Annotated in this window: 26 protein-coding genes, 1 tRNA gene and 1 other RNA gene; 15 read left to right on the forward strand and 13 right to left on the reverse strand. The window is 68.4% G+C overall.

The annotated features are described in order from the left end of the window. Positions 1–11: 11 nt before the first annotated feature. Together JTJ31_RS00910 and JTJ31_RS00915 are read right to left on the reverse strand one after the other, a co-directional pair. Positions 12–593, reverse strand: a complete 582-nt coding sequence (locus JTJ31_RS00910) for an amino acid synthesis family protein (RefSeq protein ID WP_207536715.1) — start codon at positions 591–593, stop codon at positions 12–14. Beyond that, a complete protein-coding gene (locus tag JTJ31_RS00915; RefSeq protein WP_207536716.1) occupies positions 590–1744 on the reverse strand; it encodes an amidohydrolase family protein in 1155 nt (384 codons plus the stop codon). Before JTJ31_RS00915 ends, JTJ31_RS00910 begins: the two co-directional genes overlap by 4 nt. A gap of 120 nt (positions 1745–1864) precedes the next feature. Between JTJ31_RS00915 and JTJ31_RS00920 the strand changes: the two genes are divergently transcribed. From JTJ31_RS00920 to JTJ31_RS00930, 3 genes are read left to right on the forward strand one after another with little or no spacing between them, the layout of a single operon-like run. Beyond that, the gene (locus JTJ31_RS00920; protein WP_207536717.1) at positions 1865–2071 is read left to right on the forward strand and encodes a hypothetical protein; all 207 of its coding nucleotides are present in this window, start codon (positions 1865–1867) and stop codon (positions 2069–2071) included. Next, on the forward strand, positions 2068–2976 hold the full coding sequence (locus tag JTJ31_RS00925) for a UPF0280 family protein (protein ID WP_328805624.1): 909 nt from the start codon (positions 2068–2070) through the stop codon (positions 2974–2976). The genes JTJ31_RS00920 and JTJ31_RS00925 overlap by 4 nt, the downstream gene beginning before the upstream one ends. Before the next feature lie 17 nt (positions 2977–2993). Further along, on the forward strand, positions 2994–3515 hold the full coding sequence (locus JTJ31_RS00930) for a hypothetical protein (protein ID WP_207536718.1): 522 nt from the start codon (positions 2994–2996) through the stop codon (positions 3513–3515). A 9-nt stretch (positions 3516–3524) separates the two neighbouring features. Here JTJ31_RS00930 and JTJ31_RS00935 read toward each other — a convergent pair whose 3' ends face one another. From JTJ31_RS00935 to ssrA, 7 genes are all read right to left on the reverse strand, one after another. Then, positions 3525–3746 (reverse strand): ribbon-helix-helix domain-containing protein, encoded by a 222-nt coding sequence (locus tag JTJ31_RS00935; RefSeq protein ID WP_207536719.1) that lies wholly within the window; start codon positions 3744–3746, stop codon positions 3525–3527. Next, positions 3743–5131 (reverse strand): class II fumarate hydratase, encoded by a 1389-nt coding sequence (locus JTJ31_RS00940; RefSeq protein ID WP_207536720.1) that lies wholly within the window; start codon positions 5129–5131, stop codon positions 3743–3745. Before JTJ31_RS00940 ends, JTJ31_RS00935 begins: the two co-directional genes overlap by 4 nt. Before the next feature lie 64 nt (positions 5132–5195). Continuing rightward, on the reverse strand, positions 5196–5594 hold the full coding sequence (locus tag JTJ31_RS00945; RefSeq protein WP_207536721.1) for a VOC family protein: 399 nt from the start codon (positions 5592–5594) through the stop codon (positions 5196–5198). Continuing rightward, entirely contained in the window at positions 5594–5995 is a 402-nt protein-coding gene (locus JTJ31_RS00950; RefSeq protein ID WP_207536722.1) for a RidA family protein, read from the reverse strand. Before JTJ31_RS00950 ends, JTJ31_RS00945 begins: the two co-directional genes overlap by 1 nt. Positions 5996–6204: 209 nt before the next feature. Next, positions 6205–7881: a fumarate hydratase gene (locus JTJ31_RS00955; protein ID WP_207536723.1), complete on the reverse strand. Its 1677-nt coding sequence runs from the start codon at positions 7879–7881 to the stop codon at positions 6205–6207. A gap of 13 nt (positions 7882–7894) precedes the next feature. Continuing rightward, positions 7895–8398, reverse strand: coding sequence for an SspB family protein (locus JTJ31_RS00960; RefSeq protein ID WP_207536724.1), 504 nt, complete (start codon positions 8396–8398; stop codon positions 7895–7897). An 84-nt stretch (positions 8399–8482) separates the two neighbouring features. Further along, positions 8483–8808, reverse strand: a transfer-messenger RNA (tmRNA) gene (ssrA, locus tag JTJ31_RS00965). Between the two features lie 61 nt (positions 8809–8869). On the opposite strand from ssrA, the gene JTJ31_RS00970 reads away from it, so the two are divergent. The 3 genes from JTJ31_RS00970 to JTJ31_RS00980 are packed head-to-tail and all read left to right on the forward strand — an operon-like array spanning position 8870 to position 11402. Further along, positions 8870–9727 (forward strand): NAD(P)-dependent oxidoreductase, encoded by an 858-nt coding sequence (locus tag JTJ31_RS00970; RefSeq protein ID WP_207536725.1) that lies wholly within the window; start codon positions 8870–8872, stop codon positions 9725–9727. Next, positions 9724–10680 carry a Bug family tripartite tricarboxylate transporter substrate binding protein gene (locus JTJ31_RS00975; protein WP_207536726.1) on the forward strand — a complete coding sequence of 319 codons (957 nt, stop codon included), beginning with the start codon at positions 9724–9726 and terminating at the stop codon, positions 10678–10680. Before JTJ31_RS00970 ends, JTJ31_RS00975 begins: the two co-directional genes overlap by 4 nt. After that, positions 10677–11402: an SDR family NAD(P)-dependent oxidoreductase gene (locus JTJ31_RS00980; RefSeq protein WP_207536727.1), complete on the forward strand. Its 726-nt coding sequence runs from the start codon at positions 10677–10679 to the stop codon at positions 11400–11402. Before JTJ31_RS00975 ends, JTJ31_RS00980 begins: the two co-directional genes overlap by 4 nt. Here the strand turns inward: JTJ31_RS00980 and JTJ31_RS00985 are convergent. Together JTJ31_RS00985 and JTJ31_RS00990 are read right to left on the reverse strand one after the other, a co-directional pair. Continuing rightward, positions 11396–12133 (reverse strand): lytic transglycosylase domain-containing protein, encoded by a 738-nt coding sequence (locus JTJ31_RS00985; RefSeq protein WP_207536728.1) that lies wholly within the window; start codon positions 12131–12133, stop codon positions 11396–11398. The two genes, JTJ31_RS00980 and JTJ31_RS00985, sit on opposite strands and share 7 nt — an antisense overlap. 228 nt (positions 12134–12361) lie before the next feature. Continuing rightward, on the reverse strand, positions 12362–12988 hold the full coding sequence (locus tag JTJ31_RS00990; RefSeq protein WP_207536729.1) for a glutathione S-transferase family protein: 627 nt from the start codon (positions 12986–12988) through the stop codon (positions 12362–12364). A gap of 80 nt (positions 12989–13068) precedes the next feature. Between JTJ31_RS00990 and JTJ31_RS00995 the strand changes: the two genes are divergently transcribed. The 7 genes from JTJ31_RS00995 to hpf all read left to right on the forward strand — a co-directional run bounded on the left by JTJ31_RS00995 (position 13069) and on the right by hpf (position 18730). Beyond that, positions 13069–13539: a disulfide bond formation protein B gene (locus JTJ31_RS00995; protein WP_207536730.1), complete on the forward strand. Its 471-nt coding sequence runs from the start codon at positions 13069–13071 to the stop codon at positions 13537–13539. After that, positions 13536–14060 carry a demethoxyubiquinone hydroxylase family protein gene (locus tag JTJ31_RS01000; protein ID WP_207536731.1) on the forward strand — a complete coding sequence of 175 codons (525 nt, stop codon included), beginning with the start codon at positions 13536–13538 and terminating at the stop codon, positions 14058–14060. Before JTJ31_RS00995 ends, JTJ31_RS01000 begins: the two co-directional genes overlap by 4 nt. Positions 14061–14113: 53 nt before the next feature. Beyond that, positions 14114–14815: an LPS export ABC transporter periplasmic protein LptC gene (gene lptC, locus JTJ31_RS25145; RefSeq protein WP_207536732.1), complete on the forward strand. Its 702-nt coding sequence runs from the start codon at positions 14114–14116 to the stop codon at positions 14813–14815. Continuing rightward, a complete protein-coding gene (locus tag JTJ31_RS01010) occupies positions 14812–15720 on the forward strand; it encodes an LptA/OstA family protein (RefSeq protein WP_207536733.1) in 909 nt (302 codons plus the stop codon). The genes lptC and JTJ31_RS01010 overlap by 4 nt, the downstream gene beginning before the upstream one ends. Continuing rightward, the gene (lptB, locus tag JTJ31_RS01015) at positions 15717–16472 is read left to right on the forward strand and encodes an LPS export ABC transporter ATP-binding protein (protein ID WP_207536734.1); all 756 of its coding nucleotides are present in this window, start codon (positions 15717–15719) and stop codon (positions 16470–16472) included. The genes JTJ31_RS01010 and lptB overlap by 4 nt, the downstream gene beginning before the upstream one ends. Positions 16473–16495: 23 nt before the next feature. Continuing rightward, positions 16496–17938, forward strand: coding sequence for an RNA polymerase factor sigma-54 (gene rpoN, locus JTJ31_RS01020; protein WP_207536735.1), 1443 nt, complete (start codon positions 16496–16498; stop codon positions 17936–17938). 195 nt (positions 17939–18133) lie between these two features. Next, positions 18134–18730, forward strand: coding sequence for a ribosome hibernation-promoting factor, HPF/YfiA family (gene hpf, locus JTJ31_RS01025; RefSeq protein ID WP_207536736.1), 597 nt, complete (start codon positions 18134–18136; stop codon positions 18728–18730). Between the two features lie 15 nt (positions 18731–18745). On the opposite strand, the gene JTJ31_RS01030 is transcribed toward hpf, so the two are convergent. Next, the gene (locus tag JTJ31_RS01030; protein WP_207536737.1) at positions 18746–19402 is read right to left on the reverse strand and encodes a ribonuclease D; all 657 of its coding nucleotides are present in this window, start codon (positions 19400–19402) and stop codon (positions 18746–18748) included. Between the two features lie 26 nt (positions 19403–19428). Then, positions 19429–19515: transfer RNA gene (locus JTJ31_RS01035), tRNA-Leu, on the reverse strand. A gap of 112 nt (positions 19516–19627) precedes the next feature. Between JTJ31_RS01035 and JTJ31_RS01040 the strand changes: the two genes are divergently transcribed. Both JTJ31_RS01040 and JTJ31_RS01045 read left to right on the forward strand, forming a co-directional pair. Then, positions 19628–20557, forward strand: coding sequence for a complex I NDUFA9 subunit family protein (locus tag JTJ31_RS01040; protein WP_207536738.1), 930 nt, complete (start codon positions 19628–19630; stop codon positions 20555–20557). A gap of 165 nt (positions 20558–20722) precedes the next feature. Continuing rightward, on the forward strand, positions 20723–22162 hold the full coding sequence (locus JTJ31_RS01045) for an NAD(P)-dependent oxidoreductase (protein WP_207536739.1): 1440 nt from the start codon (positions 20723–20725) through the stop codon (positions 22160–22162). Positions 22163–22164 lie beyond the last annotated feature (2 nt).

Below are 22164 nucleotides of genomic sequence, written 5' to 3' on the forward strand. Positions count from 1 at the left end.
CAGCACGGCTGTCACCGCAAACCATCCTCGCCGACGATTTCGTCAACAGTCAGGCCGCCGATGCGGGGCAGGGGGCGCCCGCCCGTCGTCAGCGCAAGGCAGAGCAGGATCTCGTCGCGCCGCGGCGCGTCGGGCATCCGCACCTCGATCGCGTCGAAATGCGAGCGGACGAAGGCGGCGTCCTTGTGCCCCAGCGGGACGTCCACCGCCGTGCCCATGCCGCCGCGCTTCTTGGCAGAGGGAATGAGCGCCGGCCCCTTGCCGAGCGCCGCGCGCACCGACGCGCCCATCTTTGGATGCAGCAGCGCGGCAGCGTGCTCTAGCTCGCCATCCTCGCCCACGACGGCAGCCTTCCCGAAGGAATGGACCTGCTCTCCCGGGATGCCGAGCGCCCCGATGGCCCGCGTGGCGAGTTCCGCCCCGAGCGTCGCGCCCAGTTCGACCAGGGTGGTCAGGTCCTCCTCGAAGCGGCCAGCGAAGGGATTTCGCAGCACAGCCATGGCGACGGCGCGGCGAATGGGCGGGGAAACGGGGCGCCCGACCTCCATCGCGGTTTCCTCGACGAGGACGGCCCATTTGCGGATCGCGGTCATGCCAGCACCTCCGGGATTCGGGCGGCGGGCGGCGTGTTGCGCGAACGGCCGCAACGCACCTCGCCATCCACGATCACCATGCCGATCCCGGGCAGTTCACCATGGATGAAGGCTTCTGCTGCATCCTCTCCGGCACCGCCGATCGGCGCATCCAGGAACACGAGGTCAGCGGGGCGTCCCATGGCGATGGTCCCGGCTTCGATCCCGCGCCAGCGCGCCGTGTTGCCGCCCGCCGCCGCGATGGCGATGCCCGGGTCGAGTTCGCCGAGCGAGCAGAGCAGCGAGATCGTCCGCAGCACGCCGAGCGGCTGTACGCCCGATCCGGCCGGGCTGTCCGTGCCAAGGACCAAACGGTCCAGCCGGCCCATCTCCCGGAGCACGTTCACGGCGTGGAGAGCGTTGCGCGGGTTGCCGTTGTGGACGATTTCGATGGCGCGCTTCGTGCCCTCAATGACCTTCGTCAGCTCCGCGGCGGGCAAGGAGGTCGGGCCCCCGTTGATGTGTGCGACGATGTCCGCATCAGCGGCGATCACCACCGGGGCGCGCATCAGGTTGGAGCCGGCGATGGACGGGCCGCCGCAGTGGATCATGGCGTTCAGCCCGGCTTCGCGTGCGGCCTGCATGTGCTCCACCACCTCCGCCTCGTCCTTCACGGTGCCCAGCCCGAACTCGCCGAGCCAGCGCACTCCGGCGCGCGCCATCTCGGCATAATCCTCCCGGGTGATGCCGCGCTCGGGCACTGGGGCGCCGGCCAGGACGCGTGCACCCATTGGGCGGAACGCGGAAAAGGCGCGCTGCGCGGCGACGGCGAGGGCCTTTACCCCAACCGGGTCCTTGGGCCTGCCGGGCAGATGCACCTCGCCGGCCGAGATCAGCGTCGTCGTGCCGCCATGGACCATGCCCTCGATCCAGCCCAACTGGTTCTGGCGTGGGGTCCAATCGCCGAATGCGGGATGGACGTGGTTGTCGATCAGCCCGGGCATGACGGCACAGCCATGCGCCTCGATGACCGTCTCCGCCTCGAAATCCGCAGCGCGGCCGATGCCTGCGATGCAGCCGTCTTCGACGAGGATGGCATCGGCGTCCAGCACGGGGTCCCGCACTATGCCGGAAAATACGAGGCCGAGGCCCCGGATGAGGCTTCGCGTCATTTGTTCCCTCTCTCCTCGCCCTGCGAGGTTGAAAGGGCGGGGCAGGGCTGTCAAAGCCCGGTGGATTTTTCGCGCGCGCACCCTCACACTCGCCCGGCGCTTGGCATGGAGGCGGCGGAGTTGGACCGTTACTGGCGCCCGCGCCATCTGCGGGCGGCGTTGCACATCTCGGTAGGCGAGGGAGCGCGTAACCATCGCGCGACCTTGGAGGGACCGGCGGCGGACAGCGCCGGGCTGTACGGCGCGCTGGGCAGGCGTGAGGAGGACACCATCGCGTTCGCCGTGCCCCGTCACTTCGCCAATCGCATGCTGGATGCGCTGGGGTGACGGACTGGCCTCCGCCACAGCGCCACCTCCTCCCCGACGGGCGGATGCACCTTTCGGATGGGCCGATGGACCTGCTGATCGGGCTGGAAGGGACGCGTCCCGCCATCCAGACGGCGCGGGAGGTGGCGTTCCGCGCCCTGTGCGGCGTGCTTCCCGCTCTGGCTGCGGAACTTCCCCTGTTGCGGGCGCCCCTGCTAGGCCGCCCGCCCGAGGCCGCGCATCCGGTTTCGCGCCGGATGGTCGAAGCGTGCTGGCCTTTCCGCGCCGCCCTCATCACGCCCATGGCTGCGGTCGCGGGCGCAGTGGCAGAGCACGTTCTGGCGGCGATCGCGGCGGTGCCGGGTCTTTCGGCCGCCCATGTGAACAATGGCGGCGACATTGCCGTCCATCTGTCGCCTGGAGCGTCCTTGCGCATCGGGCTGGTGGAGCGGGCGGATCGCCCGGGCGTCGGACCCGTCGCGCATCTCCGCGCTGAGGACGGGGTGGGCGGCATCGCCACTTCGGGCTGGCGCGGGCGATCCTTTTCCCTTGGCATCGCGGATGCCGTGACCGTGCTGGCCTGCCGGGCGGCGGAGGCGGACGCCGCGGCGACGGTCATCGCCAACGCCGTGAATGCCGAGCATCCTTCCATCCTCCGGCGCCCGGCCGAGGAGCTGGACCCGGATACTGACTTGGTAGGACAAGGCGTCACGGTCGCGGTCGGAACCCTCCCGGTATCACTGCTTGAGGCAGCCTTGGATGCGGGGCTCTGCCAAGCGGAGCTGCTTCTCGCCCGGGGACAGATCCGTGGGGCCTTTCTGAGTCTGGGGGGCTGCACGCGCGTGGCCGGTAGCGCAGAGATTGCTGCCTTGGGTGCCCCGGCCGCGTTGCTGCCGAAGAGTGCCGGCGGATCCGGCGAAGAGTGAAAAGGGAGGACAGGGCGATGAGCGACCCGCGGCTGAGACGCCGGATCCTGGTGCTGGGAATGGCGAGCGGTGGAATCACCGCTCAGGCCGGGGCGCAGCAGCCTAAGAGCGGCTCTCCTGGCACGACGCCTTCCGAGCCGCCCGGCAAGCGCAAGTCCTCGCCTCCGGAAGAGGCACCGCGTCCGCCCCCCAACCGAGGAACCTCGGATTCGGACCCGAGCGATCCGCCGGGCCAGGGGAGGGGCGGCAGCCGCCCGCGCGGTACGACCGACAGCGACCCGAATGATCCGCCCGGCCAGGGGCGCGGCGGCTCGCGCCCACCTGGACGCGGCGCGACGGATAGCGACCCGAACGATCCGGTCGGTCGAGGCCGGGGCGGCGGAGGCGAGCAGGGTGGTGGCGTCACCGACCGCGACCCAAACGACCCGCCCGGCCGTGGCCGCGGCGGTGGGCGCGGTCCACAAGGCCCGACCGACACCGACCCGTTCGATCCGGCTGGCCGCGGACGCGGCGACGGTCCAGAACTCAAGAGCACCTGACGCGGCGGGTCAGCCCTCGCCGCGGGCCGCCGCCAGAGCGAAGACGCGCAGGCGGCTGGCCAAAGGCTGCTCACCGCGCAGCGCATCCTGCTCCGTCACCAGCGCAGCCAGGGTGAGGCCGCGCGCTGCGGCCATGCGCTCCAGCGCCGCCCAGAACTCGGGCTCCAGCGCGATGGAGGTGGCATGGCCTGCGAGGCGCAGCGAGCGCTTGGACAGATGCGCCCCAGTCACGCAGGGCGGATCATCGTCTCTGGTCGGACCCAGGCGTCGAACTCGGCGCCCGTGCTCACGCCCAGCCGGATCGCGGCCTCACGGAGCGTCAGATCCTCGTGCAGGGCCAGCTTCGCCACCTTCACCGCCTTATCGTAGCCGACATGCGGATTCAGCGCCGTGGCGAGCATCAGTGACTTCGCGAGGTTCTCCGCGAGGCGCGGGAGGTTCGGCTCCAGCTTGTCCACCATGTGCTGCGCGAAGCTTTCCGAGGCATCGGCGAGCAAGGTGATGGATTGCAGCACAGCCTGGATGATGAGCGGCTTGTAGGTATTCAGTTCAAGGTGGCCATGCGCATTGGCGATGGTGACGGCGACTTGGTTGCCCATCACCTGCGCGCAAACCATGGTCAGCGCCTCGCTCTGGGTGGGGTTGGTCTTGCCCGGCATGATCGAGGAGGACAGGCCGTCCTCAGGGATCATCAGTTCGGACAGGCCGGAACGAGGGCCAGAGCCGAGAAGGCGTATGTCGTTCGCCATTTTGGTGAGCGAGGCGGCGATGACGTTCAGCGCGCCGTGCAGCTCCAGAAAGGCGTCATGCGCCGCCATCCCTTCCGACTTGTCGGGATTGGGCGCGAAGGCCAAGCCGGTTCGGACTGCGATTACCTCGCAGAAGAGGCGGTCGAAATCCTTGTGGCGATTCAGCCCGGTTCCCGCCGCCGTACCACCCTGCGGCAGCATGAGGAGGCGCGGCATGCAGGCATCCAGGCGATCCAGCCCCAGGCGGACCTGCCGCTCCCAGGTGGCGAATTCCCCGCCCAGCGTCACCGGCACTGCGTCCATCAGGTGGGTGCGGCCGACCTTGACCACAGTGGCCCATTGCGCCGCCCGCGCCGCGAGGCTCTGAGCCAGCGTGCCCAGAGCAGGCTTCAACCGGTTCACCACCGCCTGCGCGGCGGCGAGGTGCATGACCGTCGGGAAGCTGTCGTTGGAAGACTGACCGCGATTGACGTGGTCGTTCGGATGCACCGGGTCGCGCGAACCAAGCTCATGGCCGAGCAATTGGTTCGCCCGGTTCGAGACCACTTCATTGGCGTTCATGTTGGTCTGAGTGCCCGACCCGGTCTGCCAGACCGAAAGCGGGAAATCCGCGTCCCGCGCGCCGGAGATGATCTCCTCGGCGGCCTGCTTGATCGGGTCGGCCAGCAGGGCGGGCAGCTCGCCCAGCCGGCGATTCGCCTCGGCCGCCGCCCATTTCTGCTGTCCCACGGCGCGGATCAGCGCCGGCGGGAAGCGTTCGGTCCCGATGGCGAAGAGGCGCCTCGCCCGCTCAGTCTGCGGGCCCCAAAGGCGGTCCGCAGGGATCTCGATGGTGCCGAGGCTGTCGGTTTCGGTTCGCGTGGTCATGCTACCCTCCCGTCCGCGGCAGTAAAGCGCAGGCGAGGCGATCGTTCCACGCCGAAGCCGATGGTCAGTCGCTGTAGGTCGCGATCTCGATCAAGTTTCCGTCAGGGTCCCGGCAGTACACGCTGGTGATGGGGCCCAGCGCGCCGTCCTTGGGGACGGGGCCCTGCTCCACCACCACGCCACAGTGGTGGAGATGCGCCACCACTTCCATCGCCGTAACGGTGACGATGAAGCAGAGGTCATGCGTGGCCGGAGCGGCGGCAAGGCCGGACCACCATTCCGCCTGGGTCGCCTCCTGCGGGCGGAGGTTGATCTTCTGCCCGCCGAAGCGCAGCGAGGTGCGGCGGTGGGGGCCAAACTCCTCCCGCTCCATGCCGAGGACGCGCTGGTACCAGGCGGCGCTGATCTCCACGTCCCGGCAGGTGACGACCAGGTGATCGAGACGGTCCACCGAGAAGCGCATCAGCCCTTGTCCCCTTGCTGGCGGCGCAGCCGCGCCGTCACTTCGATCTCGATCCGCATCGCATCCGCCTGCAGCCCGGCATGAAGCAGGGTGGAGGCCGGCCGCACCTCGCCGAACCAGCGCCGGACCACCGGCCAGCAGGGCTCCCAATCCTCGCGGCGCGGCACGATGAACGTTGCACGCACCACATCCGCCACCTCCGCCCCCGCTTGGCGCAATGCCGCCGCGATATTGCGGAAGGCCTGCTCGCACTGGTCTTCGACGCCTTCGGCGATGGTCATGGTCGCGTAGTCGTAGCCGGTCGTGCCGGAGACGAAGATCCAGTCGCCATCGACCACGGCGCGGGAGTAGCCGATCTCCGCCTCGAAGCGGGAGCCGGAGGAGATGAGGCGGCGCGTCATGCGTGTGATCCTACCCTCGAGGCGCCGCTACCAGCCGGAAGACGAGGCGGCGCGCCAGCGGCATGACCACCAGGATCGTCGGGAACGCGATCACCCGGAAGCTCGTCCACGCCACCGGCCAGCTGGACATGCGTGAGACCACGGAGGTCAGCAGGCAGGTCAGCATTAGCGCGGTGCAATTTGTTTGCAGACGAAGCCACCGGGTCGGATCACTCAAGCCCGTCGTAGAAGTCGTTGCCCTTGTCATCCACGACGATGAAGGCCGGGAAATCCTCGACCTCGATGCGCCAGATCGCTTCCATGCCAAGCTCAGGGTATTCCAGCACCTCGACCTTGCGGATGCAGTCCTGCGCCAGACGTGCCGCTGGGCCGCCGACGGAGCCGAGGTAGAAGCCCCCATAGGCCTTGCAGGCATTGGTCACCGCCTTGGAGCGGTTGCCCTTGGCCAGCATGACCCGGGACCCGCCCGCCTTCTGGAAAGCCTCCACATAGGAGTCCATACGGCCCGCCGTGGTCGGGCCGAAGGAGCCCGTGGGCATGCCTTCCGGCGTCTTCGCGGGGCCGGCGTAATAGACCGGGTGGTTCTTGATGTACTCGGGCAGGCCTTCGCCGCGGTCCAGCCGCTCCTGCAGTTTGGCATGCGCAATGTCGCGCGCCACGACGATGGTGCCAGTCAACGAGACGCGGGTCTTCACCGGGTGCTTGGTCAACTCGGCCCGGATCGCTTCCATGGGCTGGTTGAGGTCGATCTTCACAACGTCGCCGCCCAGGATCTCGTCCGTCGTCTCGGGCAGGTACTTGGCAGGGTCGTGCTCCAGATCCTCCAGGAACACGCCTTCGGCGGTGATCTTCGCCTTGATCTGGCGGTCGGCCGAGCAGGAGACGCCGATGCCGATGGGCAGCGAGGCGCCGTGACGCGCCATGCGGACCACGCGAACGTCGTGGCAGAAATACTTGCCGCCGAACTGCGCGCCGATGCCCAGGTTCTGCGTCAGCTTGTGGATTTCGGCCTCTAGTTCCGGGTCGCGGATGGCGTGGCCGGCCTTGCTGCCCTGCGTCGGCAGCTTGTCCAGGTAACGCGTGGAGGCGAGCTTCACCGCCTTCAGATTCGCTTCGGCCGAAGTTCCGCCGATGGCGATCGCCAGGTGATAGGGCGGGCAGGCCGAGGTGCCGAGCGTCTTGATCTTCTCCTCCAGGAACGCGAGCAGCTTCGGCTTGCTCAGCACGGCGCGCGTCTGCTGGAAGAGGAAGGTCTTGTTGGCCGAGCCGCCTCCCTTGAGCACGAACATCAGGTGCAGCTCATCGGCATGGTGCTCGCCGGGGCTGGCCAGGATGGTGAACTCTACCGGCAGGTTGTTGCCGGTGTTCGTCTCGTCGAAGGTGGTGATGGGCGCCATCATGGAATAGCGCAGATTCGTCTCGGTATAGGTGCGCGCGACGCCGGTGGAGATTGCCTCCTCCTCATCGCCCTCGACCCAGACGCGCTGGCCCTTCTTGCCGAAGACGATGGCTGTGCCGGTGTCCTGGCACATGGGCAGCTTGCCGCCAGCCGCGATATTGGCGTTCTTCAGCAGGTCCAGCGCCACGAAGCGGTCATTCGCGCTCGCCTCGGGGTCCTTCAGGATGTTCGAAAGCTGCTGCAGGTGTCCAGGGCGCAGCAGGTGCGAAACGTCGCGGCAGGCCTGGAAGGCAAGCTCTTCCAGAACACGCGGCGGGACACGCAGCACGCGCTTGCCATCGACCTCGATCGTCGAGACGCCCTCGATGGGCAGCTTCCGGTAGGGCGTCGTGTCCGCACCCAGCGGGAACATGGGCGCGTAGTCGAAGCGCTTGGTCTCGGTCGCGCCGGTGACCGGCGCGGCGTCCACGTCGAGAGGAGGATTCATGGCTTCTGGTCTTTCAGTCGCGCTTGCGGCGGAAGGCATCGAGGCTCACCACCTGCGGCGTGGCGGGCGGTTCGTCCTCGGTTGTGGTGGGGGCAGGGGCGGGCTCCGCGGCGGCCTGCTCTTCCTGCGGCGCCTCCAGTTCCAGGTCCGGATCGAAGCGCAGGCCGAACTGGGCGTGCGGGTCCTGGAAGGCGGTCATGGCACCAAAGGGGACGGACAGCATCGCCGGAACCCCGGCGAAGGACAGCCCGACGGAGAAGCGCTGCGCCGCCCGGTCGACCGCCAGGTCCCAGAACCGGTGCTGGAGCACGATCGTCATCTCCTGCGGGTAGCGCACCTTGAGGTGGCCCGGGATGATCGTCCCCGGATGGTCGGTCCGGAAGGAAATGTAGAAGTGGTGCTCGCCGGGCAGCCCCTCCCGCGCGGCATGTTCCAACGCGTCCACCACGACGGCGCGCAGGGCGCGGCCGGCCCAGTGTTCATAGGGGAGGAGGCTGGGGGGCGGTGCTTGGGTCATGTTAAAATCCTGCGGCGCGCAACATACGAGCGGAACGCCGTCAGGGGAAGGAAGGCACGGACCCCGCATCCGCCCGGAAGAAGAGGCGGGGAGCTTCTGTTGCCCGGTGCTCCCCAAACCGCGCTTACCTATTTGTTAGGCAGCGAGCGCCACAGCCTCGCGGCTGTTGTCGTTGGCACTTGTGATTTAGCCCGATAACGGCGGTACAATGCCGGGCAAAAGCTGCGTCTTTACCTCGCACGTCGAGCCTGTTTCGTCCCCAGAACCGAGCCCCCGACAAGGGGAAGGTGAGTGGTGGAGACGCCGGGCACTGCCCCCGGGTCCGTAACGCTTATTCCACGCAACGTTTATCGCCATAGCCGCAAGCGGCACCGGGAGATGTAGCACTGTGCCCACCGGTTTTCGAGGGGTGGAGTGACAAATCCGGCCATGCCCCCGAAACTCCCTGCCAAGGAAAGAGGGGGAAATGGCATGGACGGCCCGGTGGGCTTCATTGGCCTTGGCATGATGGGCGCGCCGATGGCGGCGAATCTGGTGGCCAAGGGGACGCCCCTCCTCACCCACGATGCCGCGGGCGTCACGATTCCGGGGTCCGAGGCGCTGCCTCGCCCGACGGAACTCGCCTCCCGCGCCTCGACCATCATCCTGATGCTGCCTGACAGCCCGGCGGTGGCCTCCGTACTTGGCGCCCTGGAAGGGGCGCTGCGTCCGGGGACGGTGGTAGTGGACATGGGATCCTCGCTTCCCGCCGCGACACGGGAATGGGGAGAGCGGCTTGCCGCCCGGGGCTGCGCCATGGTGGATGCGCCCGTCTCCGGCAGCGTCGTGAAGGCGCGGGCCGGGACGCTGGCGATCATGGCCGGGGGCGCCTCTTCCGACCTGGATCGCGTGGAACCGCTCCTCCGCCGCATGGGCGAGGCGATCATCCGCACCGGCGTCCTGGGCAGCGCCCACGCCATGAAGGCGCTCAACAATTACGTCTATGCCGCCGGTCTCCTGGCCGTGAGCGAGGCCGCGCTGATGGCGGAGCGGGAAGGGCTGGACCTCGGAATCCTGACGCAGGTGCTCAATGCGTCCTCCGGCCGGAACATCGCCTCGGAGACCAAGCTGGCGCAGGAAATCGCGTCCCGCCGCTACGCGGGCGGGTTCCAGCTTGGACTGATGCGCAAGGACATCGAGACGGCAGCCGGCATCGCCGAGGCCACGGGGGTGGAGGCGCGGCTGCTGCGCCTGCTTCGCAAGGAATGGGCAGAGGCTGTCGCCGCCCAAGGGCCGAAATCCGATAACACGGCTATCCACAAGCATCTCGAAGAACGGGAACGTCCATGATCCAGCGTCGCCACCTCCTTGCAGCCGGGCCGTCGCTCCTTGCGGCGCCCGCGCTGGCCCAGTCATGGCCCGACCGGCCCATCCGGATGATCGTGGGCTTTCCGGCAGGCAGCGTGACCGACAGCCTGGCCCGCATGATCGCCGAGCCGCTGGGCCGCGAACTGGGCCAGCCCGTCGTGATCGACAACCGGCCCGGCGGGAACGGGGTGGTTGGGACGATGGCGCTCAAGGGCGCGGCGCCGGATGGCCACACGGTCGGCATCCTCAGCGTCACCAATGGCGCGCTGAACACCTACCTCGTCCGTAATCTGGGCTATGACCCGATCCGCGACTTCACGCCGATCGGGTTCCTGGCCGAGGCGCCCTACGTGCTGGTGGTGAACCTGAACAACCCGGCCCGAACCACGGCTGAGTTGATGGAGCAGGCCCGGCGCCGGCCGGGGGAACTGACCTTCAGCCACGGCAACGCTTCCTCGCTGATCGGGTCGCAGCTTCTCAACCGCATTGCCGGGGTGACCATGCTCCCCGTCCCGGTGCGCGGCGGCCCGGACGCGCTGACCGAGGTCATGGCCGGGCGCATCGACTGCACCCTGACCGACCTCGTCGCCGGGCTGACCCAGGTTCGGGACGGAAGGGTGCGCGCGCTCGGCGTTACTTCGCGCGAGTCCTTCCCCCTGGCGCCGGACATCCCGCCCATCTCCCGCGATGTGCCCGGCTTCGAGCTGATCGTCTGGTTCGGCGTCTCCGCCCCGGCCAACACGCCGGCTCCGGTCGTTTCCCGCTTCAACTCTGCGCTCGAAAAGGTACTGGCCTCGGCGGAACTGCGTGAGCGTCTGGGTCGCCTCGGCTATGCCCCGCGCGCCATGCCGCCGCAGCAGTGGCAGAGCTTCCTGCAAGGCCAGATCACCGACCTCACCCGCCTCGCGCGGGAGGTGGGGCTGGAGCCCTCGTGAAGGGGATCGCGGGCGAGGCGGCCGTCGTCACCGGCGGTGCGCGAGGCCTCGGCCTCGCCATCGCGCGGCGGCTGGAGGAGGCAGGGGCGCGTGTCGCCCTATGGGATGCCGACGAGGGCGCATTGTCGCGCGTGTCAGCCTCGCATCGCGAAACCGTGGACGTGACCGATGCGGGCGCGGTGGAGGCCGCGCTCGCCCGGACCGAGTCGGCCATCGGCCCGGTGGGGATCCTGGTGGCGAACGCCGGCATCACCGGCCCCAACCACCGGCTGGAGGACTACCCGGTCGAGGCCTGGCGTCGCGTGGTCGAGGTGGATCTGGTCGGAGTCTTCCTGTGCTGCCGCGCCGTCGTACCGGGGATGCGGCAGCGCGGGCGCGGCCGCATCGTCAACATCGCCAGCGTCGCTGGGAAGGAGGGGAATCCCATGGCCTCTGCCTATTCCGCTGCCAAGGCCGGGGTGATCGCCCTCACCAAATCGCTCGCCAAGGAATTGGCGGAAACGGCGATCCGCGTGAACTGCATCACCCCCGCGGCGGTGGAGACCGACATCTTCTACCAGATGACGGCGGAGCAGGTCGCCTGGATGAAGTCCAAGATCCCGCTCGGCCGCTTCGGTCTCGCGGAGGAGGTGGCCGAGATGGCGGCATTCCTCGCTTCGGACGGGGTGTCGTTCTCGACCGGGGCCGTGTTCGACTGCTCGGGCGGCCGCGCCACCTACTGACGACGCGGCCCCATGAAGAGGGGAGCGGGCAGCAGCGACCGGGCGGCAAGCGGCACGGGCTGGGCGCGATAGGCGTCGAGGCCCAGCCCCGGCATCGTCGCCGCCGCGACCTGAATATGCTCTGCCTGATTCGAGAAGGCGAGGCGCGGGGCAGGGGCCGGGCGCGGCGAGGCCAGGGCGCGATCCTCGGCGACCCGAGTAGCCGTCTCGGCCCAGGCGGTCTGGACGCGGGCGCGGTATGCCTGGGCCAGTTCCGGGGTGTGCGAGTGGTAGTGCCCGGCTGCCACCATCCAATCGGGCCGCGCGGCGTGGAGTTCCATGAGGAAGCGCGCTGCGTAGCGGGCGTTGGCGTCGGGGTCGAAGGCCTCCTCGGCGCTGGCGAAGGCGCGGGGGTGGTGGTGCAGATTCACCTGCATGCAGCCCACGTCGATGACGCGCACGCCGCGTCCCTGCATTTCCCGCAGCGCGGCGAAGGCTGCCTCACGTGTCGGCAGGAAATGCCCACGCCCCTCGGCATTCAGGGTCCAAGGCCAGGGCGAGATGGTCCCGGTCTCGGGGCTGCGGCGTCCTGACTCCACGCGGCCGATGGCTTGCAGAAGTCCGGCCGGAATCCCGGCGCCGCGCTCGGGGCGCGCGATGGCGGCGCAGCAGAGCTGCCCAGGATCGGCGGATGCCACCGCCCATGGAATGAAAACGGACACCAGGATGGGCAAAAGACCGGCAAGGCGCATGGACTTGCCTACGCAACCGTCATGCCACGATCCTTGGGCTCAGGGTTGCAGGGAGCGAATGCTGCAATGCGAAAAATCACTTGCGTGCAAACGATCTCCGCGCTATCTATCCCTCCAGCAGCGAGGTTCGCCTCGTTGTTTTCTTGGACGTTTCCTCCCTAAACTTGGCGGCCCAGCAATGGGTCGCCATTTTTTTTGCTCGCATGGGCGCCGGGCCCGCGATCTGGCCTAGGTGATCGGGACCGCGACGTGGCGCGCGAAGCCGGGGCGGGTCATCAGCATGCCATGCAGCGCCTTGAGGCGCGGCGTCTCGGGGCGCGTGATCGGGAAGTTCAGCCAGCGATGCAGGTAGGGGGCGAGGGCGATCTCCGCCAGCGAGAGCGCGTCGCCGCTCAGCCAGTCGCGACCTTCCAGCGCTGTCTCTACGATGCCCCACAGCGCCGCTGCCTCCGCTTCCGCCCGTGCCAGGGCGGCCCGGTCGCGCTCCGGCTCCGGCGTCCGGTAAAGAGTGAACAGGATGGTGGTCATCGGCGCGTTCAGGTGGCCAAGCTGCCAGTCCATCCACTTCTCGATCCCGGCGCGCGTGTGCGGATCGGCGGGGTGCAACGGCGAGCTGGGCGCGTGGCGCGCGACGAGGTAGCGAAGAATGGAGTTGCTCTCCCAGAGGGAGAACCCGTCTTCCTCCACGATGGTCGGCACGCGGGCCATGGGGTTCATCGCGAGGTAGGAGGCCTCGTTCGTCCGCCCGAAGGAGCCGCCCGCATCCAGCCTCTCGAAGGGCAGGCCCAGCTCCTCGCAGAGGAACAGCAGCTTCATGACATTGGATGAACTGGCGCGGCCCCAGATGGTCAGCATCGGATTTCCCCGGTTTGATGCGCGGAGGCTAGGCGCCGGTCCCGCCTTGCGGAAGGGGGAGCGCGGCGCGAAGAAGTGCCATGGCCGGAGCATTCCTTGTCGCATTCCTTTCGGCGCTGGCGCCGCTCGCCGCCCGGCTGTCGGAGGTGACGCTCGCCCTGCCGCCCTGCGCCCTGTGCCTGTGGCAGCGCGCTCCCTATTGGGTCGGCTTCGCCCTGGCCTCGGTCGCGCTGCTGGGCTTCGGACGGCGCTGGCTGCTGATCGGTGCCGGGCTCTGCGCCGCTGCCTCCGCGTCCATCGCCGCGTTCCACCTTGGGGTGGAATTCGGCTGGTGGCCGTCCCCGCTTGCCGGATGCCAGGTCGCGGCGATCAATCCGAGCCTCTCCCTGGAGGAGATGATGGCGAGCCTCGCGCCACGGCCGACCAAGCCCTGCGACGAGCCTGCCTATCTCCTTCCCGGCTTCCCGCTTTCCATGGCGGGCATGAACCTCATCTATGGGGTGGGCTTGGCCGCCTTGGCCTTCACCTTCGCCCGCAAGGAGTTCCGATGACCGAAAGGACCCCCCGCCGCTACCTTGAGCGCGTGATTCGCGTGGATCATGCCGGCGAATATGGTGCGAAACGCATCTATCAGGGTCAGCTTGCTGTGCTGCGCGGGACGAAGCACGAGCCGACTATCCGCCACATGCAGGAGCAGGAGCAGGTTCATCTCGACACCTTCTCCCGCCACATCGCCAAGCGCCGGGTGCGTCCGACCGCACTGCTGCCCTTCTGGCACGTCGCCGGCTTCGTGCTGGGCGCGGCCACGGCGGCCATGGGGTCCCGTGCGGCCATGGCCTGCACCGTGGCGGTGGAGGAGGCGATCGATGAGCACTACCAGGCTCAGGAAGCCAATCTCGGCGAAGACGAGGCGGAGCTGAAGGCGGAGATCGCCCGCTTCCGCGCCGAGGAACTGGAGCACCGCGACATCGGCATCGCCAACGAGGCGGAGCTGACGCCGGGCTACCGGGCGCTCTCTGCCGCGATCAAGCTGGGCTGCAAGGTCGCCATCAAGATCAGCGAGCGAGTCTGACTGGCACGATCCTTGCCTTGACCCCCCGCCACCCGGCGCACCATACATCCGCGGTGAGCAACCCTCCCGCCTCCGACGTGCCCGCCCGGGCCGGTCGCGCGCCCGTCGCGGTGCTGCCGACCAGCCGTGCGGTCCCGGCCCCGTCGCGCCCGCGCCGCACGCCGAGCGCCGGCCAGATCGCGCGCAGGCAGCGCTTCGTGTGGCTGGTGAAGCTCGTCCTCCCGGCGCTGATCATGGCCCTGCTCGGCCTCCTGTTCCTTTGGCCGGAGCTGGAAGGGAGGGAAGGGCGCCTGTCCTTCCGGCGTGGGCCCGCTATGACGCCCGAAGCGCTGCAGGTGGTGGCGCCGCGTTATCAGGGCGTGGATGAAGTGAACCGTCCTTATACCGTCACGGCGCGGATTGCCCGCCAGCCGGGCCAGGACCAGGTTCTGCTGCTCGACTCGCCGGAGGCGGATATCCTGCTGAGCGATGGGGCCTGGGTGTTCATTGAATCGCGCGAAGGACGGTATGACCGGCCGCGCCAGGCGCTTGACCTGTGGGGTGACGTGCGCCTGTTCCATGACGGGGGCACATTGTTCCGGACGGAAGCGGCCGTGGTGCAGGTGGATGCCGGCCATGCCTCGGGCGACCGCCCGACCCAGGCGCAAGGTCCCTTCGGCACCATCGAAAGCGAGGGATTCGAGATGCGCGACCGCGGCGCCGTGATGATCTTCACCGGCCGTGCCCATGCTGTTCTGGAAGGGCGCCAGCAATGAGGCGGCTTCTTCTCGCTCTCTCCCTGCTCTCTGGCCTCGCGGCGGCGCAGGGCTTGGACATGTCGCAGGGCGGCCCGGTGGACATCACCGCCGATGACGGCATCGAGTGGCGTCAGGCGGAGCAGGTCGTGATTGCCCGTGGCAATGCCCGCGCATCGCGCGACGGAACCACAGTGGAGGCGGCGAGGCTCCTTGCCCGCTACCGTCCCGCTGCGGGCGAGGCGGATCCGGCCCGGCCCGGCGAGACGCCGCTTTCCGGCGGCAACGAGATCTGGCGCATGGAAGCGGAAGGCAATGTCCGCATCTTCACTGCGACGGACAGGGCCACGGGCGACCGTGGCGTGTTCGACATGGACCAGTCGGTGATGGTGCTGACCGGCCGCAACCTGTCCTACGCCACCCCGCAACAGACCATCACCAGCCGCGACAGCCTGGAATACTGGAGCGAGCGCCGCATGGCGGTGGCGCGGGGCGAGGCCGTGGTGACGACCGAGGATGGCCGTCGCATCACGGCCGACACGCTGGTCGCCTACATGCTCGCGGACCCGCAGCCTGTCCCTGGTGGCGCCGCCCCGGCACGCGGCGTGGCTCAGGCGCGTCCCGGAACCCAGGGAACCGCTGCGCCACCGCCGGGTCAGGGCCGCATCGACCGCATCGAGCTCTTCGGGAACGTGGAGATCCGCACCGCCACCGAGGTGGTGCGTGGCGAGCGCGGCGTCTATTCAGCCCAGACCGGCATGGCGCGCCTGCTGGGTGATGTCCGCATCACCCGGCAGGAGAACCAGGTGAATGGGCGCGAGGCGCTGGTGAACATGAACACCGGCGTGTCGCGCATCGTCTCCGCGCCCGGACAGCGCGTGCAGGGTCTGATCGTGCCTCAGCAGGGTCAGGCGGTGCCGCGATGATTCGGCCCAAGCTGCATGCTGTTCCATTGGGCGGCGGCCTCGTCGCTGAGGGGCTGGGTAAGCGCTACAAGAAGCGCCCCGTCGTGCGGGACGTGAACGTCTCGGTCAGGCGCGGCGAGGCGGTGGGGCTGCTTGGTCCCAACGGCGCCGGCAAGACCACGACCTTCTACATGATTACGGGGCTCATCCAGCCCGATAGCGGCCGTGTCATGCTGGACGGCGCCGACGTGACGCGACTTCCCATGTATCGCCGGGCACGGCTGGGCATCGGCTATCTTCCGCAGGAAGCCTCGATCTTCCGGGGCCTTTCGGTGGAGGACAATATCCGCGCGGCGCTGGAGGTGGTGGAGCCCAAGCGCGACCTGCGCGAGCAGATGCTGGACGGCCTCCTGGCCGAGTTCGGCATTGGCCACCTCCGCAACGCACCTGCGCTCGCACTTTCCGGCGGCGAGAGGCGGCGCTGCGAGATCGCCCGCGCCCTCGCCACCCATCCCTCCTATATCCTGCTCGACGAGCCTCTGGCTGGCATCGACCCTATTGCCGTTGGCGAGATCCGCGACCTCGTGAAGCACCTGAAGGATCGTGGGATCGGCGTCCTCATCACCGACCATAACGTGCGCGAGACGCTCGAAATCATTGACCGGGCCTATATCCTGCATGACGGCCAAGTATTGATGGAAGGTTTGCCGCAAGAGATTGTGGCGCATGAAGGGGTCCGCCGCGTATACCTGGGCGAGAAATTTAGCCTTTGATGCGCCGAGAGGCGCGCTGACCCATGTCCCTCGGCCCCAGGCTCGACCTTCGTCAGTCGCAATCGCTGGTGATGACGCCGCAGCTGCGTCAGGCGATCAAGCTTTTGCACGCCTCGAATCTGGAAGTCGCCGCCTTCGTCGAGGAGGAGCTGGAGCGCAATCCCTTGCTGGAGCGGGACGAGGGCAGCGTCTCCGTCGCGCCTGAGGCGCCCGTCCCGGATGCGGCGGAAGCGGCGACCTCCGACCGCATCGCCGAAGTGCCGCTCGATGCCGATTTGTCTAACGTCCAGGAGGATGGCGATTCATGGCAGCCTGCCCTCGGACCGGGCGGCCGGTCGGATTTCGGGGATGGGCCGGACACGCTCGACGGCGCCGCCGCCGCCACGGTCAGCTTGCGGGAACGCCTCGCTGAGCAGATCCGCCTGTCCTTCCCCGAGGGGCGGGAGCGCATGGTGGCCGCCGCGCTGCTGGCCCTGCTGGACCCGAGCGGCCGCTTCCTGGCGGACCCGGCACAGGTGGCCGGCGCCCTTGGCTGCGAGCAAGCGCTGGTGGAGGCGGTGCGCGGAAGGCTGATGCGCTTCGAGCCGGTCGGCATCTTCGCGCGCGACCTGCGCGAATGCCTGGAGGTACAGTTGATCGAGCGCGGACGGTTCGACCCGTTCATGGCCCGGCTGCTCGACAACCTGCCCCTCCTCGCCCAACGCGACATGCGCGGCCTCCAGGCTGCCTGCGGCGTGGATGCCGAGGACCTCGCCGAGATGGTGGCGGAGCTTCGGCGCCTCGACCCCAAGCCGGGTGCAGGAGCGGACGATGCGCTGGCCCGGCCCGTTCAGGCCGACATCCTGATGCGGCCGGACAATGATGGCGGCTGGGTGCTGGAGCTCAATCTGGAGACCCTGCCGCGCGTGCTCGTCAACCGGGGCTTCGCAGCGCGCGCCACCGTGTCCTGCAAGGATCGCGAAGGGCGCAACTTCCTTCAGGAGCAGCTGCAATCGGCCAACTGGCTGGTAAAAAGCCTCGAGCAGCGGTCCAACACCATCCTGCGCGTCGCCAGCGAGATCGTCCGTCGCCAGGACGCGTTCCTGCGCCATGGCATCGAGTTCCTGCGCCCCCTGATCCTGCGTGACGTCGCCGATGCCGTGGAACTGCACGAGAGCACGGTCAGCCGCGTCACCTCCAACAAGTACATCCAGACCCCGCGTGGCCTGCTGGAGCTGAAGTTCTTCTTCACGACCGCCCTTTCCGGGGCCAGCGGTGCCGAGGCCGTGAGCGCCGAGTCCGTGCGGCACCGCATCAAATCCCTGGTTCACGAGGAGACCGCGGAGAGCGTGCTGAGCGACGATGCCATTGTTGCAAAGCTCCGGGAGGAAGGCGTGGACATCGCGCGCCGGACCGTGGCCAAATACCGGGAGGCGCTCCGCATCCCCTCGTCGGTTGAGCGGCGGCGCCAGAAGGCGGCAGGCTGAGAAAGGCGGCCCTTCGCCGCACAAGGCCGCGACGCCCGCGGAACCTCCGGGGCGGGCATCGCGGTGCGATCCAGACGATGGCCGTTTGAAGCCCGATTTGGCATTCGGCCGTTGGCATTGCCGGAGGGGCCGCCTCGGCCCAGGGGAACGTCCCTGTTCGGCCCGGCGGCGTCTGGAACGGAGGAAGACGAGACGATGCACATCACCGTCGCCGGCAAGCAGGTTGCCACCAGCGATGCGCTGCGAGTTCACGTCGAGGAAGGCCTCGGCACCATCACATCCAAGTATTTCGACCACGCGCTGGAAGCGCGCGTCACCTTCCGCAAAGCAGCGAAGGGGGCGGGGTCATTTGCCTGCGACATCAACCTCCATGCCGGCCGCGGCCTGCTCATGCGCGGGGAAGGGCAGGGGCCCGACGCGCACCGCGCCTTCGACGAGGCGGCCGAACACGTCGCCAAGCGCCTGCGCCGCTATCGCCGCCGCGTGAACGAGCACGCCCGGTCCCAGGCCGGGGAGCGCGATGGGAGCGAGACGGCGCGCGAGACCGTTTTCCGCGGCGAAGAGGAGGAAGCGACCGACGAGGCGCAGGCCGCGCCTGACGGCGCCGACCACCCGGCCGTGGTCGCGGAGGATACGCGAGAGCTGCACACGCTGACCGTGGGGGAGGCGACGATGCGCCTGGACCTGGAGGGCGGACCGGTGCTGGTGTTCCGCAACCGCGCCTCGCAGGCGATCAACGTGGTCTACCGGCGCCCGGATGGGCATATCGGCTGGATCGACCCGGCGAGCTGAGCGCGCGAACCTGATTCAGTGCGCGAAGAGGTCGGGCTCGTCGTAACCCATCAGGTCCAGCTTCCCGCGCACCGGCAGGAAATCGCAGCAAGCGAGGGCCAGCTCCAGCCGGCCCTCGCGGCGCAGCAAAGCTTCAAGCCGCGCCCAGAGCGCATGGAGGTGAAGCACGTCGCTGGCGGCGTAGGCGCATTGCTCAGGCGTTAGCTCCGCAGCGCCCCAATCGCTGGTCTGCTGCTGCTTGCTGATCTCGACGCCCAGCAGGTCGCGGCAAAGATCCTTCAGCCCGTGCCGATCCGTGTAGGTGCGGACCAGCTTGGAGGCGACCTTGGTGCAGCGCAGCGGGGCCACGGTGACTCCCAGGCCCTGATACAGCGCCGCCACGTCGAAACGGGCGAAGTGGAAGAGCTTGGTCACGGCGGGATCGGCGAGCAGCCGCGACAGATTCGGGGCGGCCCCGAATCCGCGCCCGCCCAGCGCCTCCGGGATGAACTGCACGAGGTGCGCCGTGCCGTCACCACTCGAAAGCTGGACGAGGCACAGCCTGTCCCGCCGCGGGTCAAGGCCCATCGTCTCAGTATCCACCGCCACCACGGTGCCGAGCGAAAGCCCGTCCGGGAGGTCATGCGCGTGCAAATGCACAGTGCCGCCCGGGGTGAAGAGCGTCTTGGACATGCGGCGAAACCGTCTCAGGGGAGGAGTGGTGCCCAGGAAAGGACTCGAACCTTCACGACCTTGCGGTCACTGGCACCTGAAGCCAGCGCGTCTACCAATTCCACCACCTGGGCAATCAGCGGTGCTGTGAGGCCGGGAATAATGGCGGCGCGTGATGGCGTCAACCCCGTCCCCCCGTGCTGATTCGTCCTTATAAGGTCGCAGCGGAAGACGGAGGCGCGGCATATGCGGAAGGTGGCGGCAGTGTTCGGCGGGACGGGATTTCTCGGCCGCCAGGTGGTGCAGCGACTGGCGCGGGAGGACTACGTAGTGCGCGTTTGCGCGCGGCGCCCGCCGACCTCGGCGCAGCTCTACACCATGGGCCGCGTGGCGCAGGTCGCGACCCTGGCCGCCGACGTGGCGGACGATGCCGCCGTGGCGCGTGCCGTTGAGGGCGCGGAGATCGTGGTGAACACGGTCGGCGTCCTCCATGGCGATTTCCAGAGCATCCAGGCCGAAGGCCCAGCGCGGATCGGGCGGCATGCGGCCGAGGGGGGGGTGGCGCGAGTCGTCCACATCTCGGCGATCGGCGCCGACCGGCAGAGCCCCTCCGCCTATGCCCGTACCAAAGCTGAGGGCGAAGAAGGCCTCCTTGCTGCCTTCCCGCGCGCGACGATCATCCGGCCCTCCATCGTCTTTGGCGAGGGCGACGGGTTCTTTGGGCGATTCGGCACCATGGCGGCCTGGCTTCCCTTCATGCCGGTCATCAAGGGCAACACGCGGTTCCAACCAGTCCATGTCGGGGATATCGCCGATGCGGTGCTGGCCTGCCTCCATGATCCGGCCACCGAAGGCCGCATCTACGAGGTGGCGGGGCCACGCGTATGGACCTTCCGCGAACTCCTCGCCTTCATCCTGAAGGAGACGGGACGCGACAAGCGCCTCGTCACGATCCCCGATGGCGTAGCAAAGGTACAGGCGTGGTTTGGGGAGTTCCTTCCGAACCCGCCCCTGACCCGTGACCAGCTCCTACTTCTGGACAGGGACAATGTCGCATCACCGGACATGCCCGGGCTGAAGGAGCTCGGCCTGACACCAAAGGCTGTTGAGGCCGTCATGCCCCGGCTCCTGAGTCGCTTTCAGCCCGGGGGCGGCCGCCGGATCCGGCCTGACTGAAAGGTCCGGAAAGGGACTATATAGGAAGCGGCTTTCAGGCGACCCAGAGCCTTTAGAGAGCTTGCTGGCGTATAAGGTAAGCTAGTCTTACCTAAATCGTGATTTCCCGCTTCCCTCCGTAGTTTTCCTGCGCTATGCGCTGCGGGCCCGCTGAAAGGATGCCCCATGGCTGAGCGCATGCTGCAATTCGTCCGCCTCTCGCAGCAGACGCCTCAAAAGCGGTCGGCCAGCCAGCGTCGCGAGGATTTCCGCGAGATTTACGACCGCTTCGATCCGGATCGCGCATCGGAGCAGGCCAGCCGCTGCTCCCAGTGCGGCGTGCCCTTCTGCCAAGTGCATTGCCCGCTCAACAACAACATTCCCGACTGGCTCAAGCTGACGGCTGAAGGTCGGCTGGAGGAGGCCTACGAGGTCGCGGCCGCTACCAACACCTTCCCCGAGGTGTGCGGCCGGGTCTGCCCGCAAGACCGCCTTTGCGAAGGCAATTGCGTGATCGAGAAGGGCTTCGACTCCGTCACGATCGGCAGCGTCGAGCGCTACATCGTGGACACGGCCTGGGAGAAGGGCTGGGTGAAGCCGCCGACCCCGTCTCGGGAGAACGGCCATTCCATCGGCATCATCGGTGCCGGACCAGCCGGCCTGGCTGCCGCCGAGCGGCTCCGCATCCGCGGCTTCGCCGTCCATGTCTATGACCGCTACGACCGCGTCGGCGGGCTGATGATTTACGGCATTCCCGGCTTCAAGCTCGAGAAGGAAGTCGTGCTGGCTCGCTGGAAGCAGTTCGAGGCCGGCGGCATCCAGTTCCATCTCGGGGTCGAGATCGGCCGCGACATCACACTGGATCAGTTGCGCGAGCGTCATGACGCGATCTTCGTCGCCACCGGCGTCTACAAGGCACGCGATGTGGAGCTTCCCGGCGCTGAGCTCTCCGGTGTCGTCCCGGCGCTCGACTACCTGACCGCCAGCAACCGCCAGGGCCTGGGCGACTCGGTTCCCGAGTTCGAGTCGGGTGCGTTGAACGCCGCGGGCAAGGACGTGGTCGTCATCGGCGGCGGCGACACGGCGATGGACTGTGTCCGCACGGCCGTTCGCCAGGGCGCGGCTTCGGTGAAGTGCCTCTACCGGCGCGACAAGGCCAACATGCCCGGTTCGATGCGCGAGGTCCGGAACGCGGAGGAGGAGGGGGTCGAGTTCTTGTGGCTCTCCGCCCCCGTGGGCTTCGAGGGCGCAACCGGCGCGGTGACGGGCGTGCAGGCGACCCGGATGCATCTCGGCCTGCCGGACGCCACCGGCCGCCAGCAGGTGGAGCCCATCCCGGGCAGCAGCTTCACCGTCCAGGCGGACCTCGCCATCAAGGCGCTGGGCTTCGACCCGGAGGACCTTCCGGCGATGTTCGGGGAGCCGGCTCTGACCGTGACGCGCTGGGGCACGCTGAAGGTGGACCACCGTACCATGATGACGAGCCTGCCCGGCGTTTTCGCCGGTGGCGACATCGTCCGGGGCGCTTCGTTGGTGGTGTGGGGCATCCGCGATGGCCGCGACGCAGCGGAGCAGATCGCGGATTACGTTTTGGCCAAGGCGAAGATCGCCCAGGCGGCGGAGTGACG

This window comes from Sabulicella rubraurantiaca (genome assembly GCF_017355885.1).
In the GTDB taxonomy this organism is placed as follows: domain Bacteria; phylum Pseudomonadota; class Alphaproteobacteria; order Acetobacterales; family Acetobacteraceae; genus Roseococcus; species Roseococcus rubraurantiacus.

Coding starts and splice junctions, on each gene's coding strand:
- JTJ31_RS01045 (WP_207536739.1), top strand. CDS start 20,723: ATGGCTGAGCGCATGCTGCAATTCGTCCGCCTCTCGCAGCAGACGCCT.
- lptB (WP_207536734.1), top strand. CDS start 15,717: ATGATTCGGCCCAAGCTGCATGCTGTTCCATTGGGCGGCGGCCTCGTC.
- JTJ31_RS00990 (WP_207536729.1), bottom strand. CDS start 12,988: ATGCTGACCATCTGGGGCCGCGCCAGTTCATCCAATGTCATGAAGCTG.
- JTJ31_RS00955 (WP_207536723.1), bottom strand. CDS start 7,881: ATGAATCCTCCTCTCGACGTGGACGCCGCGCCGGTCACCGGCGCGACC.
- JTJ31_RS00995 (WP_207536730.1), top strand. CDS start 13,069: ATGGCCGGAGCATTCCTTGTCGCATTCCTTTCGGCGCTGGCGCCGCTC.
- JTJ31_RS00940 (WP_207536720.1), bottom strand. CDS start 5,131: ATGACCACGCGAACCGAAACCGACAGCCTCGGCACCATCGAGATCCCT.
- hpf (WP_207536736.1), top strand. CDS start 18,134: ATGCACATCACCGTCGCCGGCAAGCAGGTTGCCACCAGCGATGCGCTG.
- JTJ31_RS00985 (WP_207536728.1), bottom strand. CDS start 12,133: ATGCGCCTTGCCGGTCTTTTGCCCATCCTGGTGTCCGTTTTCATTCCA.
- JTJ31_RS00915 (WP_207536716.1), bottom strand. CDS start 1,744: ATGACGCGAAGCCTCATCCGGGGCCTCGGCCTCGTATTTTCCGGCATA.
- JTJ31_RS00970 (WP_207536725.1), top strand. CDS start 8,870: ATGGACGGCCCGGTGGGCTTCATTGGCCTTGGCATGATGGGCGCGCCG.
- JTJ31_RS00950 (WP_207536722.1), bottom strand. CDS start 5,995: ATGACGCGCCGCCTCATCTCCTCCGGCTCCCGCTTCGAGGCGGAGATC.
- JTJ31_RS01030 (WP_207536737.1), bottom strand. CDS start 19,402: ATGTCCAAGACGCTCTTCACCCCGGGCGGCACTGTGCATTTGCACGCG.
- JTJ31_RS00945 (WP_207536721.1), bottom strand. CDS start 5,594: ATGCGCTTCTCGGTGGACCGTCTCGATCACCTGGTCGTCACCTGCCGG.
- JTJ31_RS00930 (WP_207536718.1), top strand. CDS start 2,994: ATGAGCGACCCGCGGCTGAGACGCCGGATCCTGGTGCTGGGAATGGCG.
- JTJ31_RS00960 (WP_207536724.1), bottom strand. CDS start 8,398: ATGACCCAAGCACCGCCCCCCAGCCTCCTCCCCTATGAACACTGGGCC.
- JTJ31_RS01040 (WP_207536738.1), top strand. CDS start 19,628: ATGCGGAAGGTGGCGGCAGTGTTCGGCGGGACGGGATTTCTCGGCCGC.
- rpoN (WP_207536735.1), top strand. CDS start 16,496: ATGTCCCTCGGCCCCAGGCTCGACCTTCGTCAGTCGCAATCGCTGGTG.
- JTJ31_RS00910 (WP_207536715.1), bottom strand. CDS start 593: ATGACCGCGATCCGCAAATGGGCCGTCCTCGTCGAGGAAACCGCGATG.
- JTJ31_RS00975 (WP_207536726.1), top strand. CDS start 9,724: ATGATCCAGCGTCGCCACCTCCTTGCAGCCGGGCCGTCGCTCCTTGCG.
- JTJ31_RS01000 (WP_207536731.1), top strand. CDS start 13,536: ATGACCGAAAGGACCCCCCGCCGCTACCTTGAGCGCGTGATTCGCGTG.
- JTJ31_RS01010 (WP_207536733.1), top strand. CDS start 14,812: ATGAGGCGGCTTCTTCTCGCTCTCTCCCTGCTCTCTGGCCTCGCGGCG.